The organism is Ralstonia sp. R-29 (assembly GCF_049913345.1).
GTDB lineage: Bacteria > Pseudomonadota > Gammaproteobacteria > Burkholderiales > Burkholderiaceae > Ralstonia.
In genome coordinates this window covers 1,102,866-1,128,938 of sequence record NZ_CP184377.1, presented here as the reverse complement: position 1 = coordinate 1,128,938, position 26,073 = coordinate 1,102,866, and the positions used below count along the sequence as shown (strand labels likewise).

General features: G+C 64.5%; 27 protein-coding genes. 20 read left to right on the top strand and 7 right to left on the bottom strand.

All coding sequences use genetic code 11. From position 1 onward, the window contains the following. Positions 1 to 20: 20 nt before the first annotated feature. From ACN9M1_RS05340 to ACN9M1_RS05300, 9 genes are all read left to right on the top strand, one after another. On the top strand, positions 21 to 1,007 hold the full coding sequence (locus ACN9M1_RS05340; protein WP_426398022.1) for a malate dehydrogenase: 987 nt from the start codon (positions 21 to 23) through the stop codon (positions 1,005 to 1,007). Positions 1,008 to 1,094: 87 nt separating this feature from the next. Further along, positions 1,095 to 2,075: an HpcH/HpaI aldolase/citrate lyase family protein gene (locus ACN9M1_RS05335; protein WP_426398020.1), complete on the top strand. Its 981-nt coding sequence runs from the start codon at positions 1,095 to 1,097 to the stop codon at positions 2,073 to 2,075. A 263-nt stretch (positions 2,076 to 2,338) separates the two neighbouring features. Beyond that, a complete protein-coding gene (locus ACN9M1_RS05330; RefSeq protein WP_426398018.1) occupies positions 2,339 to 2,908 on the top strand; it encodes a hypothetical protein in 570 nt (189 codons plus the stop codon). Between the two features lie 35 nt (positions 2,909 to 2,943). After that, positions 2,944 to 3,258, top strand: coding sequence for a hypothetical protein (locus ACN9M1_RS05325; RefSeq protein ID WP_426398017.1), 315 nt, complete (start codon positions 2,944 to 2,946; stop codon positions 3,256 to 3,258). A gap of 62 nt (positions 3,259 to 3,320) precedes the next feature. Beyond that, on the top strand, positions 3,321 to 6,026 hold the full coding sequence (acnA, locus tag ACN9M1_RS05320; RefSeq protein WP_426398015.1) for an aconitate hydratase AcnA: 2,706 nt from the start codon (positions 3,321 to 3,323) through the stop codon (positions 6,024 to 6,026). Positions 6,027 to 6,219: 193 nt separating this feature from the next. Then, positions 6,220 to 6,516, top strand: a complete 297-nt coding sequence (locus tag ACN9M1_RS05315) for a hypothetical protein (protein ID WP_426398013.1) — start codon at positions 6,220 to 6,222, stop codon at positions 6,514 to 6,516. A gap of 83 nt (positions 6,517 to 6,599) precedes the next feature. Then, complete coding sequence (locus ACN9M1_RS05310; RefSeq protein WP_426398012.1) at positions 6,600 to 7,811, top strand: DUF2863 family protein; 1,212 nt, start codon at positions 6,600 to 6,602, stop codon at positions 7,809 to 7,811. Positions 7,812 to 7,970: 159 nt separating this feature from the next. Next, positions 7,971 to 9,566: an ABC transporter substrate-binding protein gene (locus tag ACN9M1_RS05305; protein ID WP_426398010.1), complete on the top strand. Its 1,596-nt coding sequence runs from the start codon at positions 7,971 to 7,973 to the stop codon at positions 9,564 to 9,566. A 152-nt stretch (positions 9,567 to 9,718) separates the two neighbouring features. Further along, positions 9,719 to 10,543, top strand: a complete 825-nt coding sequence (locus tag ACN9M1_RS05300; RefSeq protein WP_426398009.1) for a BspC domain-containing protein — start codon at positions 9,719 to 9,721, stop codon at positions 10,541 to 10,543. 62 nt (positions 10,544 to 10,605) lie between these two features. Here ACN9M1_RS05300 and ACN9M1_RS05295 read toward each other — a convergent pair whose 3' ends face one another. Together ACN9M1_RS05295 and yaaA are read right to left on the bottom strand one after the other, a co-directional pair. Continuing rightward, complete coding sequence (locus tag ACN9M1_RS05295) at positions 10,606 to 11,751, bottom strand: M14 family metallopeptidase (RefSeq protein ID WP_426398008.1); 1,146 nt, start codon at positions 11,749 to 11,751, stop codon at positions 10,606 to 10,608. A 14-nt stretch (positions 11,752 to 11,765) separates the two neighbouring features. Further along, positions 11,766 to 12,539, bottom strand: coding sequence for a peroxide stress protein YaaA (yaaA, locus tag ACN9M1_RS05290; RefSeq protein WP_426398006.1), 774 nt, complete (start codon positions 12,537 to 12,539; stop codon positions 11,766 to 11,768). Positions 12,540 to 12,576: 37 nt separating this feature from the next. On the opposite strand from yaaA, the gene ACN9M1_RS05285 reads away from it, so the two are divergent. Both ACN9M1_RS05285 and ACN9M1_RS05280 read left to right on the top strand, forming a co-directional pair. After that, a complete protein-coding gene (locus tag ACN9M1_RS05285; protein ID WP_426398004.1) occupies positions 12,577 to 13,080 on the top strand; it encodes a putative toxin-antitoxin system toxin component, PIN family in 504 nt (167 codons plus the stop codon). A 12-nt stretch (positions 13,081 to 13,092) separates the two neighbouring features. Beyond that, positions 13,093 to 14,277: a pyridoxal phosphate-dependent aminotransferase gene (locus tag ACN9M1_RS05280; RefSeq protein ID WP_426398002.1), complete on the top strand. Its 1,185-nt coding sequence runs from the start codon at positions 13,093 to 13,095 to the stop codon at positions 14,275 to 14,277. Between the two features lie 15 nt (positions 14,278 to 14,292). Here ACN9M1_RS05280 and ACN9M1_RS05275 read toward each other — a convergent pair whose 3' ends face one another. After that, entirely contained in the window at positions 14,293 to 14,946 is a 654-nt protein-coding gene (locus tag ACN9M1_RS05275; RefSeq protein WP_426398001.1) for a glutathione S-transferase, read from the bottom strand. 122 nt (positions 14,947 to 15,068) lie between these two features. Here ACN9M1_RS05275 and ACN9M1_RS05270 point away from each other — a divergent pair, with 122 nt between their 5' ends. Genes ACN9M1_RS05270 through ACN9M1_RS05255 form a run of 4 tightly spaced genes read left to right on the top strand, consistent with a single transcriptional unit; the run spans position 15,069 to position 19,245 of the window. Then, entirely contained in the window at positions 15,069 to 16,577 is a 1,509-nt protein-coding gene (locus ACN9M1_RS05270) for a 3-hydroxyacyl-CoA dehydrogenase (RefSeq protein ID WP_426397999.1), read from the top strand. 27 nt (positions 16,578 to 16,604) lie between these two features. Continuing rightward, the gene (locus tag ACN9M1_RS05265) at positions 16,605 to 17,384 is read left to right on the top strand and encodes an oxepin-CoA hydrolase, alternative type (RefSeq protein ID WP_426397997.1); all 780 of its coding nucleotides are present in this window, start codon (positions 16,605 to 16,607) and stop codon (positions 17,382 to 17,384) included. Positions 17,385 to 17,386: 2 nt separating this feature from the next. After that, a complete protein-coding gene (locus tag ACN9M1_RS05260) occupies positions 17,387 to 18,121 on the top strand; it encodes a histidine phosphatase family protein (RefSeq protein WP_426397995.1) in 735 nt (244 codons plus the stop codon). Between the two features lie 38 nt (positions 18,122 to 18,159). Beyond that, positions 18,160 to 19,245 (top strand): phosphotransferase, encoded by a 1,086-nt coding sequence (locus ACN9M1_RS05255; protein ID WP_426397993.1) that lies wholly within the window; start codon positions 18,160 to 18,162, stop codon positions 19,243 to 19,245. 9 nt (positions 19,246 to 19,254) lie between these two features. On the opposite strand, the gene ACN9M1_RS05250 is transcribed toward ACN9M1_RS05255, so the two are convergent. Further along, positions 19,255 to 19,659 (bottom strand): glyoxalase, encoded by a 405-nt coding sequence (locus tag ACN9M1_RS05250; protein ID WP_426397991.1) that lies wholly within the window; start codon positions 19,657 to 19,659, stop codon positions 19,255 to 19,257. Continuing rightward, positions 19,656 to 20,360 (bottom strand): SDR family oxidoreductase, encoded by a 705-nt coding sequence (locus ACN9M1_RS05245; RefSeq protein ID WP_426397989.1) that lies wholly within the window; start codon positions 20,358 to 20,360, stop codon positions 19,656 to 19,658. Before ACN9M1_RS05245 ends, ACN9M1_RS05250 begins: the two co-directional genes overlap by 4 nt. Positions 20,361 to 20,479: 119 nt before the next feature. Here ACN9M1_RS05245 and ACN9M1_RS05240 point away from each other — a divergent pair, with 119 nt between their 5' ends. Then, a complete protein-coding gene (locus tag ACN9M1_RS05240; protein ID WP_426397988.1) occupies positions 20,480 to 21,448 on the top strand; it encodes a LysR family transcriptional regulator in 969 nt (322 codons plus the stop codon). Here the strand turns inward: ACN9M1_RS05240 and ACN9M1_RS05235 are convergent. Continuing rightward, positions 21,376 to 22,323 (bottom strand): LysR family transcriptional regulator, encoded by a 948-nt coding sequence (locus ACN9M1_RS05235; RefSeq protein ID WP_426397987.1) that lies wholly within the window; start codon positions 22,321 to 22,323, stop codon positions 21,376 to 21,378. The two genes, ACN9M1_RS05240 and ACN9M1_RS05235, sit on opposite strands and share 73 nt — an antisense overlap. A 67-nt stretch (positions 22,324 to 22,390) precedes the next feature. Here ACN9M1_RS05235 and ACN9M1_RS05230 point away from each other — a divergent pair, with 67 nt between their 5' ends. From ACN9M1_RS05230 to ACN9M1_RS05215, 4 genes are all read left to right on the top strand, one after another. After that, on the top strand, positions 22,391 to 22,843 hold the full coding sequence (locus tag ACN9M1_RS05230; protein WP_426397985.1) for a PaaI family thioesterase: 453 nt from the start codon (positions 22,391 to 22,393) through the stop codon (positions 22,841 to 22,843). 26 nt (positions 22,844 to 22,869) lie between these two features. Beyond that, positions 22,870 to 24,132: an acyl-CoA dehydrogenase family protein gene (locus ACN9M1_RS05225; RefSeq protein ID WP_426397983.1), complete on the top strand. Its 1,263-nt coding sequence runs from the start codon at positions 22,870 to 22,872 to the stop codon at positions 24,130 to 24,132. A gap of 194 nt (positions 24,133 to 24,326) precedes the next feature. Continuing rightward, entirely contained in the window at positions 24,327 to 24,968 is a 642-nt protein-coding gene (locus ACN9M1_RS05220) for a glutathione binding-like protein (RefSeq protein ID WP_426398805.1), read from the top strand. 121 nt (positions 24,969 to 25,089) lie between these two features. Then, on the top strand, positions 25,090 to 25,749 hold the full coding sequence (locus ACN9M1_RS05215; RefSeq protein WP_426397981.1) for a methyltransferase family protein: 660 nt from the start codon (positions 25,090 to 25,092) through the stop codon (positions 25,747 to 25,749). A 13-nt stretch (positions 25,750 to 25,762) separates the two neighbouring features. Here the strand turns inward: ACN9M1_RS05215 and ACN9M1_RS05210 are convergent, their stop codons facing one another. Continuing rightward, the gene (locus tag ACN9M1_RS05210) at positions 25,763 to 26,071 is read right to left on the bottom strand and encodes a hypothetical protein (protein ID WP_426397980.1); all 309 of its coding nucleotides are present in this window, start codon (positions 26,069 to 26,071) and stop codon (positions 25,763 to 25,765) included. Positions 26,072 to 26,073 lie beyond the last annotated feature (2 nt).

The following is a 26,073-nucleotide window of genomic DNA, read 5'->3' as shown; positions in this document are numbered from 1 at the left end:
TACCGTTTTGGAGAGTTCTCATGGCAAAAGCACCCATGCGCGTCGCAGTGACCGGCGCTGCTGGACAGATCGGTTACGCCCTGCTGTTCCGCATCGCCGCCGGCGAAATGCTGGGCAAGGATCAGCCCGTCATCCTGCAACTGCTGGAAATCCCGGATGAGAAGGCCCAGAAGGCGCTCAAGGGCGTGATGATGGAGATCGAAGACTGCGCATTCCCGCTGCTGGCCGGCATGGAAGCCCACTCCGATCCGATGACCGCATTCAAGGATGTCGACGTGGCCCTGCTGGTGGGCGCCCGCCCCCGCGGCCCGGGCATGGAGCGTGCGGACCTGCTCTCCGCCAACGCGCAGATCTTCACGGCACAGGGCAAGGCCCTGAACGCTGTGGCCTCGCGCAACGTCAAGGTGCTGGTGGTCGGCAACCCGGCCAACACCAACGCCTACATCGCCATGAAGTCGGCGCCGGACCTGCCGCGCGAGAACTTCACCGCCATGCTGCGCCTGGACCACAACCGCGCCCTGTCGCAGATCGCCGCCAAGACCGGCAAGCCGGTGTCGAGCATCGAAAAGCTGTTCGTGTGGGGCAACCACAGCCCGACGATGTACGCCGACTACCGCTACGCCACGATCGACGGCAAGAGCGTCAAGGACATGATCAACGACCCGGTGTGGAACAACGACGTGTTCCTGCCGACGGTTGGCAAGCGCGGCGCCGCCATCATCGAAGCGCGCGGCCTGTCGTCGGCCGCCTCGGCTGCCAACGCCGCCATCGACCACGTCCGTGACTGGGTGCTGGGCTCGAACGGCAAGATCGTCACGATGGGCATCCCGTCGAACGGCGAATATGGCATCCCGAAGGACGTGATGTTCGGCTTCCCGGTCACCACGGAAAACGGCAAGTACAAGATCGTCGAAGGCCTGGAGATCGACGAGTACAGCCAAGGCAAGATCGAGATCACGCTCGGCGAGTTGCTGGGCGAGCAAGATGGCGTGAAGGACCTGCTGTAAGCGCATAATCTGAGAAAGAAACCGGAGCGGCTCGGCAGCGAACCCTCCGGTTTTTTTGCATTCAAATTCCCCCACCGAGACAGCGCAGTGCACCCCACCGAGGTTTTGTTCCAGGACGATGCCATGCCGGCCCAGTTGCCGGTCTGCGACCACTATGCGGGCGCCGAAAAGCTGATGCGCAAGTCGCTCGCCCTGCAACAAGCCCTTGGCCCCGTCTTCGACATCACGTTTGACTGCGAAGACGGCGCCGCCGTCGGCCAGGAACGCGCGCATGCCGAGCTGGCCGCCGCGCTCATCAACAGCGACGACAACCACTTCAACCGCGTCGGCGTACGCATCCACGACCCGAGCCACGACGCGTGGACGCAGGATGTCGACATCCTCGTCGGCCTTGCCGGCAGCCGGCTCGCCTACGTGACCGTGCCCAAGGTGCGCGATGTAGTGGAAGTCGCCCGCGTGACCGATCGCGTCAACCAGGCCGCACGCGCCGCCGGCATTGCGCGGCACCTGCCGATCCACGTGCTGATCGAAACGCATGGCGCGCTGGCGCAGGTGTTCGAAATCGCCTCGCTGGTGCAGGTGGAATGCCTGAGCTTCGGGCTGATGGATTTTGTCTCCGCGCACAACGGCGCGATTCCCGGTGCGGCGATGGGCTCACCCGAGCAATTCGAGCACCCGCTGGTCCGCCGCGCACTCACCGAGATTTCCGCCGCGTGCCACGCGCACGGCAAGGTGCCGTCGCACAACGTCAGCACCGACATCAAGCACCCCGACCGGGCCGGCACAGATGCCACGCGCGCCCGGAACGAATTCGGCTATCTGCGCAAATGGAGCATCCATCCAGACCAGATTGCGCCCATTGTTTCGGCGTTCCGCCCGTCGCACGAAGAAGTGACACAAGCCGCGTCCATTCTTGCTGCGGCACAGGACGCGTCATGGGGCCCGATCCAGCACGAAGGCCGGCTGCATGACCGCGCGAGCTATCGCTACTGGTGGGCCGTGCTGCAACGTGCGCACACCACTGGTGTCGAACTCCCGCCCGATGCGGTTGCGCGCTTCTTCGGATAAGAGGCGCTTCCTCGCAACGACAGACCTTGGCGAACACCCCCACGAACAAGGAGCTCGGACGACTCGACCACGAGGCACATTGCTCAGGAATCCGCACTGGACATGGCACAACACCCCCGTTTGGCGGATCGGTTGCATCGCCATGTAACAGAACGTTGGGCACGGCGTACAAATCGGTCAAAATACCGGCCGGTGTGCGCCGAACCCTGGCATTCCAGCCCCGGGCGGCCGCCTCCCCTGATTCAGTCTTACGGAAGGAAACTATGAACAAGTTCATCGCGGGCGCCTGTGCCGGCGTTCTCTCGCTGGCAACCGCGCAATACGCAACCGCCCAGACCACGACCAGCGCCAAGCCGGCCGCCAAGAAAAAGGCCCCGGCCAAGCGGACCTCCAAGAAGGCCGCCCCCGTTGCCGCCGCCAAGCCGGAAGGCGTGCAGTGGAAATGCGAACTCGGCAATGAGCTGTACATTGCCGGCGACATGACGCGCGACCAGATCATCAAGCTGCACTGGAAGGGCAAGAACTACGACCTGCCCCGCCAACTGACCCGTACCGGCGCAGACCGCTACTTTGATCAGAAGACCGGCTTCGACTTCGTTGTCATCCCCTCCAAGGCCATGCTGTTCGACCGCAACGAAGGCCACCGTCTGGCCGACGAGTGCCAGACCGCCGAAATGGCAGCCGGCGCCCCGGCCCCGACGCAAGCCGGCGCCCTGCGCGCTCCGGCAGGTCTGCCGCTGATGCTGCAGGACAACGCTGCCCCGGCTCCGGCTCCGGCTCCGGCTCCGGCGCCCGCTCCTACGCCGGACGCAGCGCAGCCCGCCAAGCAATAACGCAACATCGCGCGCGAGGCCCCGAGGAAACGCCCATGTCAGCGCTGGCTGCAAATACCCACCTGGAACCACGGCATGGCGATCCATGCGTGGCCGGTGCGGGCGCGCTGGCGAAGGGGCGCCTCGGGCGATCCGCAACTCGGAGGATGCCCGTCAGCAATTTGGCGGCCTCCGATGACTCAGATACCGTCATGCACGCATCAACGTGGGTGCATGACCGGCAGTGCATCAGGAATCATCACGACGCCCCTGAACACCCGATCGCCCAGGCGCTCACCGTCCAGCCGAAGGACGGCAAGGTGTTCAAGGAAATCGTGCAGCAGTTGGTTTGTAGTGATTGGATTGGTTGATTTGACGTCTCTGCAACGGGCGCCCAGGCGCCCCGCGCATCCTTAAGCCTTGGAGTCATGCCATGCCCCACAACCTGAAAAAAACACTCAAGGAATTCAAGATCAACGGCGGCCAGACCGGCAACTTCTATTCCCTGCCGCAACTGGGCAAGGAACTGGGCGTGGCAATCGAGCGCCTGCCGGTGTCGATCCGCATCGTGCTGGAATCCGTGCTGCGCAACTGCGACGGCAAGAAGGTGACCGAAGAGCACGTGGAGCAACTGGCCAACTGGAAGCCGAACGCTGACCGCGTTGACGAGATCCCGTTCGTGGTCGCCCGCGTGGTGCTGCAGGACTTCACCGGCGTGCCGCTGCTGGCCGACCTGGCCGCCATGCGCAACGTGGCCGAGCGCATGGGCAAGAACCCCAAGAAGATCGAGCCGCTGGTGCCGGTCGACCTCGTGGTGGACCACTCGGTGCAGGTCGACCACTTCCGCGAGAAGAAGGCGCTGGACCTGAACATGCAACTGGAGTTCTCGCGCAACAACGAGCGCTACCAGTTCATGAAATGGGGCATGCAAGCGTTTGACACGTTTGGCGTGGTGCAGCCGGGCTTCGGCATCGTCCACCAGGTCAACCTGGAATACCTGGCACGCGGCGTCCATAAGAAGGACGGCGTGTACTACCCGGATACGCTGGTCGGCACCGACAGCCACACCACCATGATCAACGGGATTGGCGTGGTGGGCTGGGGCGTGGGCGGCATCGAGGCGGAAGCCGGCATGCTGGGCCAACCGGTGTACTTCCTGACGCCGGACGTGGTGGGCGTGGAGTTGAAGGGTCGCCTGCGCGAAGGCTGCACGGCCACCGACCTGGTGCTCACCATCACCGAGCTGCTGCGCAAGGAGAAGGTCGTCGGCAAGTTCGTCGAGTTCTTCGGCGAAGGCACGGCCAGCCTGTCGCTGCCAGACCGCGCCACCATCGGCAACATGGCCCCGGAATACGGCGCCACGATGGGCTTCTTCCCGGTGGATGGGAAGACCATCGACTACTTCAAGGGCACGGGCCGCACCAAGGAAGAAATCAACGCGTTCGAAGCCTACTTCAAGGCACAGAAGCTGTTTGGCGTGCCGAAGGCAGGTGAGATCGACTACACCAAGACGCTGACGCTAGACCTGGGCACAGTGGCGCCGTCGCTGGCTGGCCCGAAGCGCCCGCAAGACCGTATCGAAATCGGCAATGTGAAGTCGACGTTCTCGTCGCTGTTCTCCAAGCCGGTGGCCGAAAATGGCTTCAACAAGAACGCCGACGACCTCGACAAGACCTTCACGACGACCAACGGCGTGAACGTGAAGAGCGGCGACGTGCTGATCGCGGCCATCACCTCGTGCACGAACACCTCGAACCCGAGCGTGCTCCTGGCGGCCGGCCTGCTGGCCAAGAAGGCCGTGGAAGCCGGCCTGGAAGTCGCACCGCACATCAAGACCTCGCTCGCGCCGGGAAGCCGTGTGGTGACGAAGTATCTGGAAGCTGCGGGCCTGCTGCCGTACCTGGAAAAGCTGGGCTTTGGCGTGACGGCCTATGGCTGCACGACCTGCATCGGCAACGCGGGCGACCTGACGCCGGAGCTGAACGAAGCCATCGTAAAGAACGACATCGTGGCCGCCGCCGTGCTGTCGGGCAACCGCAACTTTGAAGCGCGTATCCACCCGAACATCCGCGCCAACTTCCTGGCCTCGCCCCCGCTGGTCGTGGCCTACGCCATCGCCGGCAACGTGACGCGCGACCTGATGACGCAGCCGGTTGGCCAGGGCAACGATGGCCGCGACGTCTATCTGGGCGACATCTGGCCGACCTCGGAAGAGATCGCCAAGTTGATGAAGTTCGCGATGAACGCCGACACGTTCCGCACGAACTACGAGCAGGTCAAGAAGCCGTCCAAGCTGTGGGCCAACGTCAAGGGTACGAAGGGTCAGGTCTATGACTGGCCGAAGTCGACGTACATTGCCGAGCCGCCGTTCTTCGAAGGCTTTGGCATGACGCCGGCGGCTGCTTCGGCATCGGTGTCGGGCGCGCGCGCCCTGGGCGTGTTTGGCGATTCCGTGACGACCGACCACATCTCCCCGGCCGGTTCGATCAAGGAAACGTCGCCCGCCGGCAAGTACCTGCTGGCCAACGGCGTGCTCAAGGCCGACTTCAACAGCTACGGCTCGCGCCGCGGCAACCATGAGGTGATGATGCGCGGCACGTTCGCCAACGTGCGCATCAAGAACCTGATGATCCCGCCGAAGGCCGACGGATCGCGCGTAGAAGGCGGCGAAACGCTGTTCCAGCCGAGCGGCGAACAAATGTCGATCTACGACGCCGCCATGAAGTACATCGCCGACGGCACGCCGACGGTCGTGTTCGGTGGCGAAGAGTACGGCACGGGCAGCTCGCGTGACTGGGCCGCCAAGGGCACGCAACTACTGGGCGTGAAGGCCGTGATCGCACGCAGCTTCGAGCGTATCCACCGCTCGAACCTGGTCGGCATGGGCGTGCTGCCGCTGCAGTTCAAGGGCAACGACTCGGTGCAGTCGCTGGGCATCGTGGGCGACGAAACCTTCGACATCGAAGGCCTGGAAGGCGAAATCAAGCCGCAACAGGACGTCACCCTGGTAATCAAGCGCGCCAACGGCGAGACCACGCGTGCGCAAGTGCTGCTGCGTATCGATACGCCGATCGAAGTCGACTACTACAAGCACGGCGGTATCCTGCCGTTTGTGCTGCGTCAGTTGCTGGCTGCCTAAGCCACCACTGCGCTGTCGACCGGAAGCCGGCTCTTCGGAGCCGGCTTTTTCATGGCTGCCGAATCAAACAACGTGACGAGACCCCAACCGACGCGCAGCCTTTGGTAGAGTGTGCCGATTAGGCCGCGTGGCGGAGCGCTCGCCCATCGCCCGGTCTATCTTCAATCGCCCCATCCGCAGGAGCCTCGCACCCATGGCCAAAGTGGTTCTCGCCCTACTCGTCGTGGCGGCTGCCGTGTTCTACATCCTGTTCAAGGCGCCGCAGATCGATGCTCAGGCCCCGGCAGCGCCCTTGCCAGCCAACGCCACGACCGCCGCCGCTGCGCCCGTGCCACCGCCTCCGCCAATGGAGACTGCCGCTTCCGCCGTCACGCCGGCTGCTCACGCAAGCGCACCGGCAACATCGGAGCCCGCCGCAGTACTGGCACCAGCGGCACCTGCTGCGAGTAGCGTTGCAGCCGAAGCCTCGGCGCCTGCCGCGAAACCCTAGCGCTTTCGCCAACAAAGCGGCACACGAAAGCGTCCAAGGGTAAAATAACGCCCCTTCTTTCCAATCGACCGGTACGGCACAGCATGGCAGGATTCCGCTCCAAGGCCCCCCAACGTCTTTCCCCCGATGCAGAACGGCTTGTTGCCGATGCGCTGGCGCTTGATGCGTCAGGCAGCCGCATCGAAGACGTCTATTGGGAACAAAGGCTGTCCGAACGTCTTTCGCGGCTGCTGAAGAACGGCAGCCAGACCGCGCTCGACGCCGCGCTCGACCACCTCTTCAAGCACAACGAAGAGGCCTCCGACGTGCTGGCCGAACAGGCCGAAACGCTGGCCGAGTCGGCAGTGCTTAGCTCGGGCGACGTTGAGTACGATGCACTGCTGATCGCAGCGCCCATCCTGGCGCATACCCGCTACATGATCCCCTCGGGCACCATCAAGCCTGAGCTCGCGCAAACGCTGCAGGTGCATCTGCAAGCGCATGTGATGGCGTCCAACGCACGCGTGGCACTGGCGCCGTATCTGTACAGCATCGACCAACTGCCGCGCACGCACTCCGACACCTTCGCGCTCACGCACAAGCTGGCGGCGTACGCGCTGTCCGGCCAGCCACCCAAGATGGATTTGCGCGATATGCCCGAGACCGCGCCCATCCTCGCCGACCCGCGTTACCTCGTGGCCATTGTCGTGGCCCAGCATGGCCAGGCGCTGTTCCGCTGGCAGGAAGACGCCAAGGAGCACCACGCCGAACGCTCCGCCTGCCTGGAGCAATGGCGCGAGCAGGTCACGCCGACCATCTCCACGCTGATGCCTGGCTGCGAGTTCGACCTGCTGCTGCCGGACGCCTTCTTCCTGTCGTGCCGTGAGTCCGACAAGCAGATCCGCCCGCTCACGGTGCGCGCTGCCGTCAACTATCTGCAGGGCGCGCTGGACATGCCGGCCAACCGCTTCGGCGCCATCATCGGCGCCTTCGGCGAAGAGCAGATCGAGGAATATCGCGTGGCCTTCACGGTGCGTGGCGAGAAAGACCTCATCTACGGCATCGTCTGGCCCGTCTATGGCCGCGATGGCGGCGCCACGGATGTCACCGCAGAAGGCGAACCTGGCAGCCCGCTGGAGCAGATCTGCGACGAACTGCGCGCCTGCGGCATTGAAGACATCTTCCGCCACGGCCAACTCTTCGAACCGGAGTACTGCGAAGACTGCGGCGCCCCCCTTTATGCGGACCGCGCGGCAGAAATCGTCCACGCAGAGATGCCGGAAGACGCGCCGACACAACAGCCGCTGTTCCACTGACGCACCGCGACAGCACAAGCCACCTTCGGGTGGCTTTTTTATTGCTCTGTCGTCGCTTATATGGATTGTTGCTTTGCGTCGTACGCGCCCAGGCAGGCTGCGGCACAATGGCGGTCTTCCGCCACATGGCATCACCGCCCGAACTCCAGGAGCCCCCCGATGACAACGCGTCCCCTCTTTGGTGGTCCGATTCGCGCCTTGATTCGCAGCATGGCTGCATGTGCGCTGGCTGCGGCAGCCTCCGTGCCGATGGCTGCGCGCGCCGACGACCTCCGCATCGGCCTGTCCGCCGACGTCACGTCGATGGACCCGCAATGGAACAACGCCGGCCCCAACAACGCCATGGCGCTGCATATCTTCGAGTCGCTGGTCTTCCTCGACAAGAACGGCCGCTACACGCCGGGCCTGGCCACCTCGTGGAAGGCCATCGACCCCAACACGTGGGAGATCAAGCTGCGCCCCAACGTCAAATGGAGCGACGGCACGCCCTTCACCGGCGAAGACGTGAAGGCATCGATCGAACGCCCGGCGCGGCTGACCAACAGCCCCGGCCCGTTCACGAGCTACACCAAGTCGATCACCGAGGTACAGATCGTCGATCCGCTCACAGTGCGGCTGAAGGTGTCGATCCCGAACTACGCGAGCATTCCGAACGACCTGAACAGCCTGCCGATCATCCCCAAAAAGGTGGCGGACGCATCGCAAGCGGACTTTGATGCCGGCAAGGCAATGATCGGCACAGGCCCGTTCGTGTTCGACCACTTCACGCGTGGGCAGGAGATCGTGCTGAAGAAGAACCCGGGCTATTGGGGCCGTGCCCCGCAGTGGGACAAGGTCACCTTCAAGATCATCACTGACAACGCTGCGCGCACGGCTGCCCTGCTGTCGGGTGATGTAGACGTCGTGGAGGCCGTGCCTGCCGCCGATGTGCCGCGCATCAAGCAGAATCCGAAGTTCCACCTGGAGCAGCAGGTGTCCTGGCGCACGATCTTTTGGCAGATGGACCAGAGCCGCGATGCGTCGCCGTTCATTACGGACAAGGCCGGCAAGCCGCTTGCCAAGAATCCGTTCAAGGACCGCCGCGTGCGTGAAGCCGTGGCGCTGGCCATCAACCGCGACGCGATTGTCAGCCGCGTGCTGGAAGGCCAAGGCGTGGTGGCATCGAGCATCGTGTCGCCGCAGATCTTCGGGCATCCAGGTGGCAAGATTGGCTATGACCCGGATCGCGCGAAGAAACTGCTTGCCGAGGCGGGCTATCCGAACGGCTTCGGGCTCACGCTGCACGCTACCAACAACCGCTACCTGAACGACGCACAAGTGGCGCAGACCACGGTGCAACTGCTCACGCGCATCGGCATCCAGACCAAGGTGGAAACACTACCGGTAGCTGCGTACTTCTCACGCGCGCGCCAGGGCGAGTTCTCATTCATGATGCTAGGCTGGGGCTCGGTGGCAGCCGACGTGGCGCTGCGCAGCATCCTCGGCACACCCAACGCAGAAACCGGCTACGGCACCTGGAACTGGGGCCGCTACAGCAACCCGCAGTTGGACAAGCTGGTGCAGACGTCGCTCTCCACGGTATCGAGCGACCAAGCGCACGAGCAAGCCGCCAAGACCGCCGCACGCTTTGCGCAGACCGACTACGCGATCATTCCCTCGCATCATCAACTCGCCACGTGGGCCATGCGCAAGGGCATTCGCTATGAGGCGCGCACGGACGAATGGTCGCTCGCGTGGTTGTTCACCAAGCAATGATGATCGGTTCGTCATGTCGCAACCCAAGGTCGTAACGCCCTGTTACAGCAAAATCGCCGGATGTTCCGCATTGGGGTAACCAGCAGGAACTTTCGGCGCAGGCTTTCCTCTATCATGGCGTTTTTCCACGCCGACACCCTGTAACACTCGTGATGTTGCGACCCAAACTACTTTGTCTCGGCGTCGTTGCGCTGCTGGCCGCCTGCTCCAATTTGCAGACCCAACCGACCGATGCGTCGGCCCCGGCCACCACCACAACGCCGAGCACGCCGGCCGCGCAAGCCAAGCCGGCCATCCAGCCTGTACCGTCCACACCGCCCATCGTCTTCGGCTCGGCCGATGCCAGTGGCACCACCACGGTCAACCTGCCGGCCAAGGACAAGATGAGTTTGTCCGAGTACCGCGCACAGACTCGTGACCGCCTGATCCAATCGGAAGGTGCCCGCCCCGACGTGGCCGACTGCGCCGCGCATGCGAGCTGGATCATTCCACGCTCCACCAATTTCGATCAGTTCCGCCTGCCGACCGGCGCGCTGTCCAACGACCAGGCCAAGGTCGAGCCGTGGGACTCGCGCTTCTCGTCCAGCAAGCAAGGCGCTGTCAAGGTGTCGAGCGTGGTCAGCTTCAATGCCGCCGTGCACAAGCGCGGCACGGGCAACGACCAGTGGGAGCCGGTGCGCGTGCGCTGCGGCTATGACGAAGGGATGATGCTGGCGTACGAACTGCTTGATGCCAACGGCCAGCCGTTTGCGGCACCGGCGGCAGCGGCCTCCTCGTCGACCGTGCGCACCCACTGCCGCCGCGGCCACCGTTGCACGACCACGGCCGTGCACGGCAAGGGCACTGCCAAGGGCAAGGCCACGGCTAAATCGGCCAAGGCAAGCAAGGGCAGCAGCACAGCCAAGACCAAGTCGGCTACGACCGGCAAATCCACCACCAAGTCAACGGCCAAGAAAAAGAAGTCGACGAGCCAATAAGACAAACGCGCCGCCAGGGAACCCTGAGCGGCGCGTTGTCGTTATGGCTTCTGCATGATTGCTTAGCCGAGGTACTCCAGGATCGCCTGCAGCATGGCCGCACCCAATGCGGCGCTGCGGGCGCCGTCCCAGCCCACGCGTGCGTCGGGCAAGTTGGCGTTGTCTTTGAACGGCATTTCCAGCGTCAACGACAGGCAACCGTACGTGTGGCCGATGTACTTCGAGGCGAGCTTGAGCGCGTCTTCGTTGTACTTGCTGGCTTCGTAGCCGTATTGCGTCTGGAAGTCCGGTGAGGCACGCAGGAACGCTGCAACAAAGCGATCCTGATCGGCGCGCTGCGCATCGGTAAAGCCCGGCAGCATTTCGCTACCCGCCACGAACACGTAAGGCAGTGCCTCGTCGCCATGGATATCGAAGAACAGGTCGACGCCGGTCTGCTCGATAGCTTGGCGCACGCACAACACCTCGGGGCTGCGCTGGGCGTCGGGCTCCATCCATTCGCGGTTCAGGTTGGCGCCGGCCGCGTTGGTGCGCAGGTTGCCCAGCGAAGAGCCGTCCGGGTTCATGTTCGGCACGATGTGGAAGACAGCGCGCTCGGAGAGCACACGTCCGATCGGATCACCGCTCCACACGCCCTGCTGCGTCAAACGCGCCAGCAAGCCCTCAACGAACCACTCGGCCATCGTCTCGCCGGGATGCTGGCGCGCGATGATCCACACATTCTTCTTGCCGGGGCCGGGCTCGCCGACGGTGATGCACGTCATGTCGCGGCCCTGCACCGTTTGTCCCAGACGCTGCGTCCGCACGCCAGGCCGTGTCTGCGCGGCGGCCACCAACGACAGGTGACGCTCATCCGAATACGGCTCGAAATACGCAAACCAGATGCTGTCGTGCTCGGGCGTGATCTCGATGGTCATCGTCTTGCCGTCATAGCGCGTCGGCACGCGGAACCAGTGTTCGCGGTCGTATGAGGCGACGGCCTGGTAGTCCTTCCAACCGGCGGGGTACGTACATTCGCCGGCGTTTTCCAGCGCCAGCTTGCACGCCTGCCCCTGCACGCCCTGCAGGCGGAAGTGGAACCACTGCATGAAGTCGGCATGCGAATCGCGGCGGATGCGCAGGCGGATGGCATCCGCGCGTGCAGCATCGACGATCTCGATAGCGCCGCTGTCGAACGTGCTGGAGATGTACGGTTGGTTGGCAGTCATGTCGACTCCTGTGATCAGGTGAGCTTGCGGCGGAAGACCCAGCGCTCGTCGTCGGAATCGGCTGCTGCAAAAGCATAGCCGTCAACGTCGAAGGCCTTGAGCTTGCGCGGATCGGTGATGCGATGCTCGATCGCATAGCGCGCCATCAAGCCGCGCGCGCGTTTGGCGTAGAACGAGATGATCTTGTACTGACCGCTCTTCCAGTCTTCAAAGACCGGCGTGACGATGCGCGCCTTGAGCACCTTGGGCCGCACGACCTTGAAATACTCTTCCGACGCAAGATTGACGAGCACGGGGTCATCGTCCTGCTTGAAGAGCTTGTTGAGCGCGAGCGTCACTTCGTCGCCCCAGAAGGCGTAGAGGTCCTTGCCGTGCGGGTTGGCCAGGCGCGTGCCCATTTCCAGGCGGTACGGCTGCATCCAGTCGAGCGGGCGCAGCACGCCGTACAGGCCCGACAGAATCCGCAGATGCTTCTGCGCGAACTGCAGATCGTCCGCCGACAGCGAATTCGCATCGAGCCCGCCGTAGACATCGCCGTCAAAAGCCAGCACGGCTTGCTTGCTGTTCTCGGCAGTAAATTCGGTGGACCAGTCCCCGTAGCGCGTGGCATTGAGCACGGCCAGCGGGTCGGAAATCTTCATCAGCGTGCCGATCTGGGCCGGCGATAGCTTGCGAAGCACTGCAATGAGTTCTGCGGAGCGCGCGATGAAATCGGGCAGCGTGTGGGTCTTGGTGCGCGGCGGGGTGTCGTAGTCGAGCGACTTGGCCGGCGAGAGGACGATGATCATGTCAGAATCGCGGTTCACAAGTCTCGGATTGTATCGAATGGCAGACGCTGCCGCCCCGACCCATACCCCAGCGCCACGCGTGGTACTGGACTCCAACATCTGGGTCGATATCCTCATCTTTGACGACGCCGTTGCGCGCCCGATTCGCGCCGCACTGGAAGCCGGCCGGCTGGAGGCCATCATCAGCCCCGCCTGTCGCGAAGAACTGCGCCGCGTGCTGGACTATCCGCAGTTCGCGCGCTACGCCATCGACGCCGAAGCGGCGCTGGCCTGGGTCGATCGTGTAACCCGCTCGGTGGCCGATCCGGAAGACGCTGCCCGCGCGCAAGGCGAAACGTTCGTCCCGCGCTGCAAAGATCGCGACGACCAGAAATTCCTCGCGCTGTCCGATGCCGCCGGCGTTGCCTATCTCGTCTCCAAGGACCGCGCCGTGCTCAAGCTCAAGCGCCGCATGGCCAAGTATTGCGACGTGGCGGTGCTGCCGCCCAAGCAGTTCGTCGCGCTGGTCCAGTTGGAAAGCACTTCCACCATTCAAGCCTGAAGCCGTTTCATCATGACCACTGCTGCCCTGTCCGCTGATTCGCTCGCGCCCATCGCTCCGCCGCCCTCGCGGCTGCCCAACGTTGGCACCACCATCTTCACCGTGATGTCGGCGCTGGCGGCGGAAAAGCAGGCCGTCAACCTGGGCCAGGGCTTTCCGGATTTCGACTGCGACCCGCGCATTGTCGATGCGGTGTCCGACGCCATGCGCGCGGGCCTGAACCAATATCCGCCGATGACGGGCGTGCCTGCGTTGCGCCAGGCCATCGCCGTGAAAGTCGCCAACCTGTACGGCCATACGTACGACGCCGACCGCGAGATCACCATCACCGCCGGTGCCACGCAGGCGCTGCTGACCACCGTGCTGTGCTGCGTGCATCCGGGCGACGAAGTGATCGTCTTCGAGCCCACGTACGACAGCTACATCCCGTCGATCGAGCTGGCCGGCGGCAAGGTCGTGCCGATCACGCTGAACGCGCCGGACTTCCGCATCCCGTTTGACACGCTGGCTGCTGCCATCACACCGCGCACGCGCCTGATCATGCTGAACACGCCGCACAACCCGACGGGCACCGTCTGGCACGCGGACGACATGCAGAAGCTGGCCGAGATCCTGGCGCCTACCAACGTGCTGCTGCTCTCCGACGAGGTGTATGAGCACATGGTGTACGACGGCGTGCCGCATGCGTCGGTTGCGCGCATTCCCGAGCTGGCGCGACGCGCTTTCGTGGTGTCGAGCTTCGGCAAGACGTATCACGTGACGGGCTGGAAGGTCGGCTACGTGGCCGCGCCCGCCGCGCTCATGGCGGAGTTCCGCAAGGTGCATCAGTTCAACGTGTTCACCGTCAACACGCCGGTGCAGCATGGACTGGCGCACTACATGGCCGATCCGCGTCCATATCTGGATTTGCCGGCGTTCTATCAGCACAAGCGCGATCTGTTCCGCGCGGGGCTGGAGAAGACCCGCTTCAAGCTGCTGCCTTGCCAGGGCACCTACTTCCAGTGCGTGGACTACAGCGCCATCTCCGACCTGCCCGAGGCCGAGTTCGCCAAGTGGCTGACCAGCGAAATTGGCGTGGCGGCGATCCCCGTCTCGGCGTTCTACTCGCAGCCGCACGAATCGGGCGTGGTGCGGTTTTGCTTTGCCAAGAAAGACGAAACGCTCCAACTTGCGCTGGAGCGTTTGGCGAAGGTGTAAGAGAGGAATCGGCGATCAGCGCTTGCTGGCGTAATGCGCCAGCATCTGCTCCAGATTCGCCTTGCTGTCTGCGCGCATCTTCTGCACGTTGGGGTTCTCGGCCATCGCGGCCAGGTAAGGCTTGACGCCCTCGACCTGCGCCAGCAGGTCTTCACCGTAGATGATCTTGGTGGCCGAGCTCACCAGCGGAAAGTGCACGATGGCTGCGCAGTCCGCAATGGTGAACGTGTCGCCCGCCACGTACGGCGCAAACTTGAACAGCTTGGCCGCCGCCGGGATGTTCTTCTGCAGTTGCTCGCGCACCTTCACCTTCAGGTTGTCGCTGATCTTGCCGCCGAAGAACGCCTCGGGAAACAGCTGGCGCGCCACCAACTCCAGGTGCAGCTCCAGGAAGGTCACGACCTCGCGCACCTTGGCCGCCTGGAACGGGTCGGCCGGAATCAGCGGATGTTCCGGATAGCGCGCCTCCAGATAGTCGACGATGACCTGCGACTCGCACATGCCGCGATCGCCATCCTTCAGATACGGTACCTTGTGCAGCGGCGAGATTTCGCCGTCGGTCTGGTCCGGCCAGCGCAGCGACTCTTCAAACGGAAGGCCCTTCTCCAGCAGTGCGAGCTTGACCTTGTTGTAGTAGTTGCTCGCGGCAAAACCGTATAGCGTCAGCATGAAGCACTCTCTCCTTGGGTGGCGCTGTGTGATGGAAGCGCCCATTATGGTTGGCGCGGATGCCTAAAATCGCACGCTCGTGCTATTTTAGCCAAACTTCTTTCGATCGAAGCGGATTTCATATGCAGACTGTCGGGATTGTAGGGACCGGCGCCATGGGCCGCGGCATTGCGCAGATCGCGGCCCAGGCCGGCTTGCGCGTCAAGCTGTTCGACGCCAACCCGCAAGCCGTGAAAGCGGCGCGCACCGCACTGGCCGATACGCTCGGCAAGCTGGCCGCTAAGGGCAAGCTGACGCAGGAGGATGCCGACGCGACTGTCGCGCGACTGATCCCAGCAGGCGCCCTTTCCGATTTGGCCGACTGCGATCTCGTGGTCGAGGCCATCGTCGAGAAGCTGGAGGTGAAGCGCGACCTCTTCCGCCAGCTCGAAGACATCGTCCGCGCCGACGCGATCCTGGCGTCGAATACGTCGTCGCTGTCGATCACGGCGATTGCAGCCACCTGCAAGCACCCCGAACGCGTCGCGGGCTTCCACTTCTTCAACCCGGTGCCGCTGATGAAGGTGGTCGAAGTGATCGACGGCCTGCGCAGCGCGCCTGCCACCGGCGATGCGCTGGCCGTGCTGGCTAAGCGCATGGGCCACACCGCCGTGCGCTGCATCGACATGCCGGGCTTCATCGTCAACCATGCCGGGCGTGGCATGAACACCGAAGGCTTGCGCGTGGCGCAGGAAAGCGTAGCCACCTATGCCGATATCGACGCCATCATGCGCGAGCAGGCCGGCTTCCGCATGGGCCCGTTCGAGCTGATGGACCTAACGGGGCTGGACGTGTCGCACCCGGTGATGGAGTCGGTCTATCGCCAGTTCTATGACGAGCCGCGCTATCGCCCCTCACAAATCACCGCCGTGCGTTTTGCCGGCGGCATTCTGGGCCGCAAGACGGGCGAAGGGTTCTATCGCTACCCCGAAGGCCAGAAGCAGGTGCCCGCCGAAGCACCAGTGCCTAGCGCTCGCCCATCGTCCGTATGGATCAGCCGCGCGCACGAGGCCGGTCACGCTGCCGCGCAGCGGCTGATGCTCGACCTGGGCATCACGCCCGAGGCAGGTTCCAAGCCTTCCGCTGATGCGCTCATCATCGTCACGCCGCGCGGTCTGGATGCCACCGCCTGTGTGGCCGCCGAAGGGCTCGACGCACGCCGCAGCGTGGCGCTCGACACGCTCTATCCATTTGCCGCCACCAAGCGCCGCACGCTGATGACCACGCCCGCCACTGACGCCGCCTATCGCGATGCCGCGCATGGCCTGCTCATCTCCGACGGCGTCCCAGTCACGGTGATCCGCGATTCAGGTGGCTTTGTCGCCCAGCGCATCGTCGCGTGTATCGTCAACATTGCGTGTGACATCGCGCAGCAGCGCATAGCCACACCAGGCGACATCGATCTCGCTGTCACGCTTGGCCTCGGCTATCCGCAAGGGCCGCTGGCGCTGGGCGACACGCTCGGCGCGAACGTCATCCTCGAAGTGCTGCAGAACCTGTACGCGCTCTATGGTGACCCGCGTTATCGCCCGAGCCCGTGGCTGCTGCGTCGTGCGCGTCTTGGCATGTCGCTGCTCACGCCTGACGCCTGATTGCCGCCAACCCCTACGAGGCCGCCAATGACCGCGCAATTGCTCTCCCAACGCATCGGCTCGACGCTGGTGCTCACGCTGTCCAACCCCGACGCACGCAACGCGCTCGACCCGGTGATGTACACCGCGTCGATGGAAGCGCTGGACCGTGCCGCCAACGACAACGAGATCCGCGCCGTCATCTTCACCGGCGCCGGCAATGCGTTCTGCGCAGGCGGTAACCTGAACCGACTGCTGGAAAACCGCAGCAAGCCGAAGAGCGTGCAAGAGGAAGGCATCGATGCGCTCAACCATTGGATCGAGACGATCCGCACGTTTCCGAAGCCTGTGATTGCGGCAGTGGAAGGCCCCGCGGCGGGCGCAGGTTTCTCGCTGGTGCTGGCGTGCGACTTTGCAATTGCCGCGTCGGACGCAAAGTTCGTGATGGCGTATGTGAACGTGGCGCTTACGCCGGACGGCGGCGGCTCGTGGCATATCGCGCGCTTCCTGCCGCGTCCGCTGGCGAGCGAGATCATCATGCTCGGCAGGCCTGTTGGCGCGGAACGGCTCGCGCACTTCGGCTTGATCAACGAAGTCGTCAAACCCGGCGAGGCGCTCGACCACGCGCTGTTGCTGGCCGAGAAACTCGCCGCGCAATCGCCGCATGCCGTGGGCCGCATCAAAGGCTTGATCGCCAACGCGGAAGAGGCCTCGCTGCACGATCACCTCAAAGCCGAGCAGCACAGCTTTGTCGAAGCGCTGCACCACGCCGATGGCAACGAAGGCATCTCTGCATTTCTGCAGAAGCGCAAACCCCAGTACCGCTGAGCATGGCTCCCTTCCCCACACCCAAGCGCCGACGCGTCTACTTGATGCGCCATGGCGCTGTGACGTATTTCGACGAAACCGGTCGCCCCGTTCCCTCACCCGAGAACGTGCCGCTCAACGAACTCGGCCGCAGCCAGACCACCGCTGCGGGCAAGATCTTCGCCGCCGAGAACATCGTCTTCGATCGCGTGATCGTCAGCGGTCTGCCGCGCACGGTAGAGACGGCACAGCGCGTGCTGGCCGAGATGCCGGCGATGCAGGAACGCGGCATCACGCTCGAACACTGGCACGAGCTGCAGGAGATCCGCGGCGGCAAGTTGGCGGAGATTCCCGAGCATGAACTGGCGCAAGCCTTCATCGGTGCGTTTGAGGGCACGGTGCGCGAAGACCGCCGCTTCCTGAACGGCGAGAGCATCGGCGAGTTCCTCGACCGCGTGATTCCGGCCATTGCACGCCTGCGCGCCCTGCCCGACTGGGACACCGTTCTGCTCGTGCTGCACGGCGGCACCAACCGGGCGGTCCTCTCGCACGCCATTACCGGCGGCGAGCGCGTGTTCTTCGGCAGCCTCGCGCAGACCGCCGGCTGCATCAACGTGCTCGATGTCGGTGAGGCCCCGACCGATTGGGTGCTGCGCATGAGCAATTTCTCGCCGCCCTCGCCCACACATCTCGGCTCACGGCTGACGACGATGGAGGTGCTGCTGCAGGAATACCTCCGCCATCGCAATCCCGCCTGAACTTTCCTCGACACACAACAAGATTCGGAGACACACCCATGGCACAGACGGAGCAGGATTTCTCGGCATTCGAAGGCACGCGCCCGGTGGCGGAACAGCAGAAGTTCGACGTCGATGCGATGGAAGCATGGATGCGCGAACACGTGGAAGGCTTCGCCGGCCCGCTCACCGTGGAGCAATTCAAGGGTGGCCAGTCGAACCCGACGTTCAAGCTGATCACGCCATCGCGTACGTATGTGATGCGCGCCAAGCCGGGGCCGAAGGCGAAGCTGCTGCCGTCCGCCCATGCCATCGAACGCGAGTACCGCGTGATGGACGCACTCGCCAAAACGGACGTGCCCGTCGCCAAGATGTTCGCGCTGTGCGAAGACGAAGCCGTGATCGGCCGCGCCTTCTACATCATGGAGTTCGTGCAGGGCCGCGTGCTGTGGGACCAAGCGCTGCCCGGCATGGCGCCCGCCGAGCGCACCGCCATCTACGACGAGATGAACCGCGTCATCTCCGCGCTGCACACGGTGGACTACGCCGCGATTGGACTTGCCGATTACGGCAAGCCCGGCAACTACTTCGCGCGCCAGATCGAGCGCTGGAGCAAGCAATACAAGCTGTCGGAAACCGAGTCGATTCCGGCGATGGACAACCTGATCGAATGGCTGCCCAAGCACGTGCCGCAAGAGGCCGAGGAAGTCACCAGCATCGTCCACGGCGACTACCGGCTCGACAACCTGATCTTCCACCCGACCGAGCCGCGCGTGCTGGCCATTCTCGACTGGGAACTGTCGACGCTGGGCCATCCGCTGGCCGACTTCAGCTACCACTGCATGAGCTGGCACATCGAGCCGGGGCAGTTCCGCGGCGTGGCTGGGCTGGACTTCAAGGCCCTCGGTATTCCCACCGAAGCCGAGTACATCCGCCAATACGAAGAGCGCACCGGCCGTCGCATCACAGGTGACTGGAACTTCTACCTCGCCTACAACATGTTCCGCATTGCCGGCATCCTGCAGGGGATCATGAAGCGCGTGGTGGACGGCACGGCGTCTTCCGCGCAGGCGCTGGAAGCCGGCAAGCGCGCCCGGCCGATGGCCGAGCTGGGCTGGAAATACGCCCAGCAGGCCGGCGCCTGATTCGGCGATTCATTCGTACTCGCGCGCCGCTTCCAACGGACCGGATAGCGGCGCTTCCAGCTCCAGCACCACCCCGCCCGGCAACTGCACGAAGATCTGTGCAGCAGGCCGCGCGGGGTGTTTTCGTACTTGGTGCTGCATGCCGCTTTCGCGCACCGCCGCCAGCACGTCGGCCGCATCTTTCTTGGTGCGGAACGCGATGTGCGAGAACACCAGTTCGGGGGTGTCCCCCTCCTGATCGACGAGATGCACCAACGCATCGTCGTTCTGGTAGAGCCACGTGCCGGGAAACGGAAACGCCGGGCGCGGCCCCGGTTTCCACCCGAGCACATCTGAGAAAAACTTCAGGATGGGCGCATCGCCTGCCACGTGAAAGTTCACGTGGTCGAATGTCCAATCGCTGTCTGAACTCATAGCAAACCGCCTCCTTCAATGTCGATGATGGCGCCGGTCATGAAACCGTTGGTCATGGCCAGCAGATAGCCCTGGGCGAGGTCGTCCGGCGTGCCCACGCGGCCGACCGGCAGCCCGCTGCCGATGCGCGCGAGCATGGCTTGGCGATCGGCCGGCGCGCCCCACACTTCCGTGTCGACCACACCGGGGCTCACAACGTTGACGCGGCGCGGCGCCAATTCCTTCGCGAGGTTCTTGGCCGCCGCTTCCACTGCTGCGTTGATCGAGCCGCGAAGCAACCCGGTCGCCGTCGCCTTGCGTGACAGCAGCCCAGACGTGAGCGTAATCGACGCCCGGTCCGCCAGATACGGCAACGCGGCCTGCACGGCCATCAGCGCGGCAAACAACTTGGTGCCGAACCCCTGTTCCAGATCACTGCGCTGCAGCAACGCAAACGGCGGCGGACTCGTGCGCGAGCCGATGGTGATGACAAGGTGGTCGATCTTGTTACCGGCCGCAGCCTGCGCCAACGCACTGCCAAGCGACGCCGTGTCATTCGCGTCCACGGCAATCCCGTGGATACCGTCATCCGCCTTGGCCGACCGGCCCAGCACCGTCACGCGTGCGCCTGCCGCCAAGGCTGCTCGTGCCACCGCCTGCCCAATGCCCGCCGTACCGCCCAACACCACCACCGCCTGGCCCTGCAAGGTCTTCGAAGTCATGCCAATGCTCCTTTGAGAAGAGAAAGAAAAAACCGTCCATCGATTGGGGCCATTCTTTCATCAAACAGAAACAAGACAATCTGGCTATGCTTTGATGATTCTCCAAACCCGCTTTGACAATGATTGCCCTCGACGACCTCCGCCTGCTGGTGCGCATTGCCGATGCCGGCAACCTTTCCTCCGCCGCAAGGCAGCTGGGCTGGCTGCCGGCCACCGCCAGCGCGGCACTCAAGCGCGTGGAGACTGAACTCGGCGCCCGCCTGTTCGAGCGCACCACGCGCAGCATGCGCCCCACCGAAGCCGGGCAGCGCTATCTAGGGTATGCGCGGCAGGCGCTGGAAGCGCTGGATGAAGGCGCCGAAAGCCTGGGCCAGGACCGCACCGAGCTGTCCGGTGCCATCCGCATTGCCGCCACATCCGACCTGGGGCGGCACATCCTGCGCCCGTGGCTGGATGCGTTCTGCGACGCGCACCCCGGCGTGCGCATCACGCTGGTGCTGGGCGACCGGCTGGCCGACCTGATGCGCGAAGACCTCGACTTCGCGCTGCGCTACGGGCATCTGCAGGATTCCGCGCTGGTGCGGCGGCCGCTGGCGTCGCATCCGCGCGTGATCGTGGGTGCGCCGTCGTACTTCAAGCAGCACGGCCGCCCCGCTCACCCGAGCGATCTGGCCGACCATCGTTGCCTGATCCTCCTGCGCAATGGCGAGCCCGTCACGCGCTGGCAGCTCACGCACGCCAGCGGCCCCGCGCCCATCGACGTGCGCGGTGATTTCCAATGCGATGATGGCGCCGTCGTGCGCGACTGGGCCGTCGCCGGGCGTGGTCTGGCGTTCAAATCGTGGTTGGATGTCGCGCAGGACGTGTACGCAGGCCGGTTGGAACTCGCGCTGCCCGCCTGGAGTCACGCGCCGACCCCGCTACAACTCGTCGCGCTGGCGCGGCGCCATCGCCCAGCGCGGCTGACGGCCTGTGCGGACTTTCTCGCCGCGCGCTTTGCCGAGTTCAGCGCGCGCTATCCGTTCCCATCAGCAAAAGCGGCGGCAGCGTCGTCCAAAGCCACTTCCGCCATCGCGGCGAACACGTGATCGCGCAGCCAGCGGCTCGCGGCATCCTGGTCGCTGTTGGTGTGCCAGTACAGGTAAAGCTCCAGCGGCTGCACGTTGAACGGCAGCGGCAGCATCACGTTGCCATACGGCTCGTTGGCGATGCGCGCGTAGCGGATCGGCAGCGTAGCCAGCAAGTCGGTGCAGCTCACCACGCGGCACGCAGCGGGGTAATGCTGGCAACGTAGCCGCACGCGCCGCTCATGCCCCAGCCGGCGCAACTCCACATCCTCCAACCCTGCCCCGCGGCGGCGCGATGACACCTGCACGTGCTCGCACGCCAGGTAGCGCTCCAGCGTCAACGGCCCGTTTGCGATGGGGTGACCAGGGCGCGCCAGCACCACCATCGGATCACTCAGCAGTGGTGCATGGCGGATGGCCGGCGACGTCGGCAGCAAGATGTCCGCCGCCGCGTCGATGGTGCCGGCCAGCAACTCGGCTTCCAGCTGGCGGCGGTCGCCACGCGCAGTCGTCACGTCGATACGCGGCGCTTCCTTGGCGATGGCCGCCATGAGCGGCGGCAGCAACGTCGCCTCCAACGCATCGCGCATCGACAGCGTGAAGCGGCGCTCGCTCGTGGCCGGGTCAAAGCGTGTGCCCTCGCGCAACGTGCGCTCGAACCCCCGCAGTGCCGTCCGCACCTCGGCGATGAGCGTGCGGGCCAGCGGCGTCGGCACCATGCCCTGCCCGCGCCGCTCGAACAGCGCGTCGTCAAACAGCTCGCGCAGCCGGCCCAGCGCGTGGCTGACGGCGGGCTGCGTCAGGTTGAGCGTGCGTGCCGCCGCCGTGATCCCACCTTCCGTGTAGATGGCATCGAAGACGACGAACAGGTTCAGGTCGACCCGGGAAATATGCATGGCGTTGATGAACAGCAATCCACGAAATTCATTTTTCTTATTGTAAGCGAAGGCTTATGCTGCCCGCATGACAAGTGACCCGACCGCGCTGACCGTGCCGACTGGCTTTGAAAAGCTGGTCAAGCCGAGCCCCTTCCTGACGATGCTGGGGCCGGTCTACGCACGTGCGATGGGGCCAAATGCGGGCACATCGATGGTGATGGGCTTTCATGTGCTGGAGCACCACCTGAACCGGCGCGGCATCCTGCACGGCGGCGTGGTCGCCTCGCTGGCCGATGCGGCGCTGGGTTACTGCTTGGCCGAACCCGGCGACGGCACCGGCGGCGCGATCGCCATGTCCACCGCCAGCCTCACCGTGGATTTCATCGCCTCAGCAGGTATGGGCGACTGGATCGAGATCACCCCGGAAGGGTTGCGCACCGGCAGCAAGCTGGCTTTTGCGCAAGCCCTCTTCCACCGCGACGACCGCTTGATCGCCCGCGCGAGCGCAGTGTTTGCCGTACTGGGCGGCCCCGCCTGAACGATTCGACTTTCGGAGGAGACACCATGAATTTCGACTACACGCCCAAGGTCAAGGAGATGCAGGAGCGCCTGCTCGCCTTCTTCGATCAGCACATCTATCCGAACGAGCATCGTTTCCATGAAGAGGTGGAAGCCAACCGCCGTGCCGGTAACGCATGGATCCCGACCAAGGTGATCAAAGAGCTCAAGCCGCTGGCACGCAAGGCCGGGCTGTGGAACCTGTTCCTGCCGCGCTCGCCGCGCGCGCCGGAAGGTCTGTCGAACCTCGAATACGCGCCGCTGTGCGAAATCATGGGCCGCGTGCCCTGGGCGCCGGAAGTGTTCAACTGCTCCGCGCCGGACACCGGCAACATGGAAACGCTGGAGCGCTACGCATCGGAAGAACTGAAAGACCGCTGGCTCGAACCGCTGCTGCGCGGCGAGATCCGCTCCGCCTTCCTAATGACCGAACCGGCCGTGGCCTCGTCGGATGCCACCAACATCGAATGCCGCATCGAGCGCCAGGGCGATGAGTACGTCATCAACGGCCGCAAGTGGTGGTCGTCGGGCGCCGGCGACCCGCGCTGCGCCGTCTACATCGTCATGGGCAAGACCAACCCGGACGCAGGCCGCCATGAGCAGCAATCGATGATCGTCGTGCCGGCCAATGCGCCGGGCATCACCGTCATGCGCCCGCTGTCGGTGTTCGGCTATGACGACGCACCGCACGGCCACATGGAAGTCGACCTGAAGAACGTGCGCGTGCCGGTCGGCAACATCCTGCTGGGTGAAGGCCGCGGCTTCGAGATCGCGCAGGGCCGCCTGGGCCCGGGCCGTATCCACCACTGCATGCGCAGCATCGGCGTGGCCGAGCGCGCGCTGGAACTGATGTGCAAGCGCCTGTCGTCGCGCATCGCATTCGGCAAGGCCATCGCACAGCACAGCGTCTGGCACGAACGCATTGCCGAAGCACGCTGCATGATCGAACAGGCCCGCCTGCTCACGCTCAAAGCCGCGTACATGATGGACACCGTCGGCAACAAGGTCGCCAAGGCCGAGATTGCGATGATCAAGGTCGTGGCCCCGAACATCGCCTGCCAGATCGTCGATTGGGCGATCCAGGCGCACGGCGGCGGCGGCGTATCGGGCGACTTCCCGCTGGCTTCGGCCTACGCGCACCAGCGCACGCTGCGCCTGGCGGACGGCCCCGACGAAGTACACCGCGCGGCCATTGCCAAGCTGGAGCTGGCCAAGCACCTGCACAAGCTGGCGGACGTGGCTGATATGCCAGTCACACGCGGCGCATAACGCGGCTCGGGCTGTACCGTTCACTCCTTAACCCCGCCTCGAGCGGGGATTTTTTTGCCTGCGGTCGCCGTCTGCGCGCTTGGCCGTTCTGTGCTTGAATTGGCGGTTCGTTCCCCTCTTTCTCGCTCAGGAGCACGCAAGTGACGATCGACGTCTACAGCTGGGCCACGCCCAACGGCCACAAGGTTCACATCATGCTGGAGGAATGCGGGCTGCCGTACCGCGTTCACGCCATCAATATCGGTGCCGGCGACCAGTTCAAGCCCGACTTCCTCAAGATCAGCCCCAACAACAAGATTCCGGCCATCGTTGATCAGGACGGCCCCGATGGCAAACCCATCTCGCTGTTCGAATCGGGCGCGATCCTGTTGTACCTCGCCGGCAAGACGGGCAAGTTCCTGCCCGACGATGTGCGCGGCAAGTACGAAGTGCTGCAGTGGCTGATGTTCCAGATGGGCGGCGTCGGCCCGATGCTCGGCCAGACGCACCACTTCCGCGTCTATGCGCCCGAGAAGATCGAATACGCCATCAACCGCTACAGCAACGAAGCCAAGCGCCTGTATGGCGTGATTGACAAGCGCCTGGGTGAATCGAAATACCTCGGCGGCGCGGACTACTCCATCGCCGACATCGCCACGTGGCCATGGCTGCGCAGCTGGAAGAACCAGGGCATCGAGCTGTCGGACTACCCCAAGCTGCAGCGCTGGTTCGAAGCCATCGAAGAGCGCCCCGCCGTGCAGCGCGCGGTGAAGGTGCTGGCCAAGGAACGCCCCGCCGTGCAGGACGACAAGGCAAAGGAGATCCTGTTCGGCGCGACGCAGTACGAGCGTCGTTGATTCGCACGTCTTGCTCGCAGGAAACAGGCCGCGTGATGCGGCCTTTTCTTTTGGGCCGCATCAATGTCTGCCGGGGGCAGGGCCGCCTACACTGCCGTTCACACACTCTTGCGCGAACACCATGACAGCGTCTCCCAAGTTCGGCCTGGCGGCCGTCGTATCTGTGGCGGGTTATCTGGGCCTCACGGCCCTGGGCTGGGGCGGTGTGGGCGCGTTGCTGGCGCATCCGGCGCGCGTGGCGCTGGTGGTGGTGACCGTCCTACTGGCCCTTGCCGCGCTGTTTGCCGGCGGCAACCTCAGTTCCGGCGTGCGGGAGGATCGCTCCAACCGCTGGGTCTTGCCCGTATTCGGCGTGATCGGCTTGGCGAGTGCATGGCTACCCGCCTACACCGACCGGCATGACCTCTGGTGCATCGACGGGGATGCCGTGCGGTGGCTGGGCGTGGTGCTCTATGCCGCCGGCGGCGTGCTGCGCTTGTGGCCCGTGTATGTGCTGGGGAATCGGTTCAGCGGGCTGGTGGCGATTCAGCCGGGGCATACGCTGGTGACCGAGGGCATCTATCGGTACGTGCGGAATCCCAGCTACCTCGGGTTGCTCATCGGCACGCTGGGGTGGGGATTGGGGTTCCGCGCGATAGCTGGCGTGGTGCTGACCGCGCTGCTGATTCCCCCGCTGATCGCGCGCATGCATGCCGAAGAAGCGCTGCTGCAATCGCAGTTCGGAGCCGAGTACGACGCATATCGCGCCCGGACCTGGCGGTTGATTCCTTGGCTCTATTAGATCGGCTTCGCGCTCAGCCCTGCCCGCCTAAAGCGAAGCACTGCACATCTGGTGCGGTATAGGGCGTTGGATACGGCGACCTCGGCCCCACCTCCAACCGCATCGGTTGTAGCGCCAGCACCTCGGCTTCATTGCGCTCGCGGGTGGTGAGTGCCGGCCCGGGCGGGTTGGGCGGCGCCAGGGGCTGGTTGACGGCGCAACGCACCGGCTTGCCGTCATGCAGCCGTACATCCATGGTGTAAGACGGCCCAGATGGCAGCGGAGTACACGCCACGGCACTCCACACCAGTCCCGTCAGCACGATCCAAAGACGCGAGCCCATGC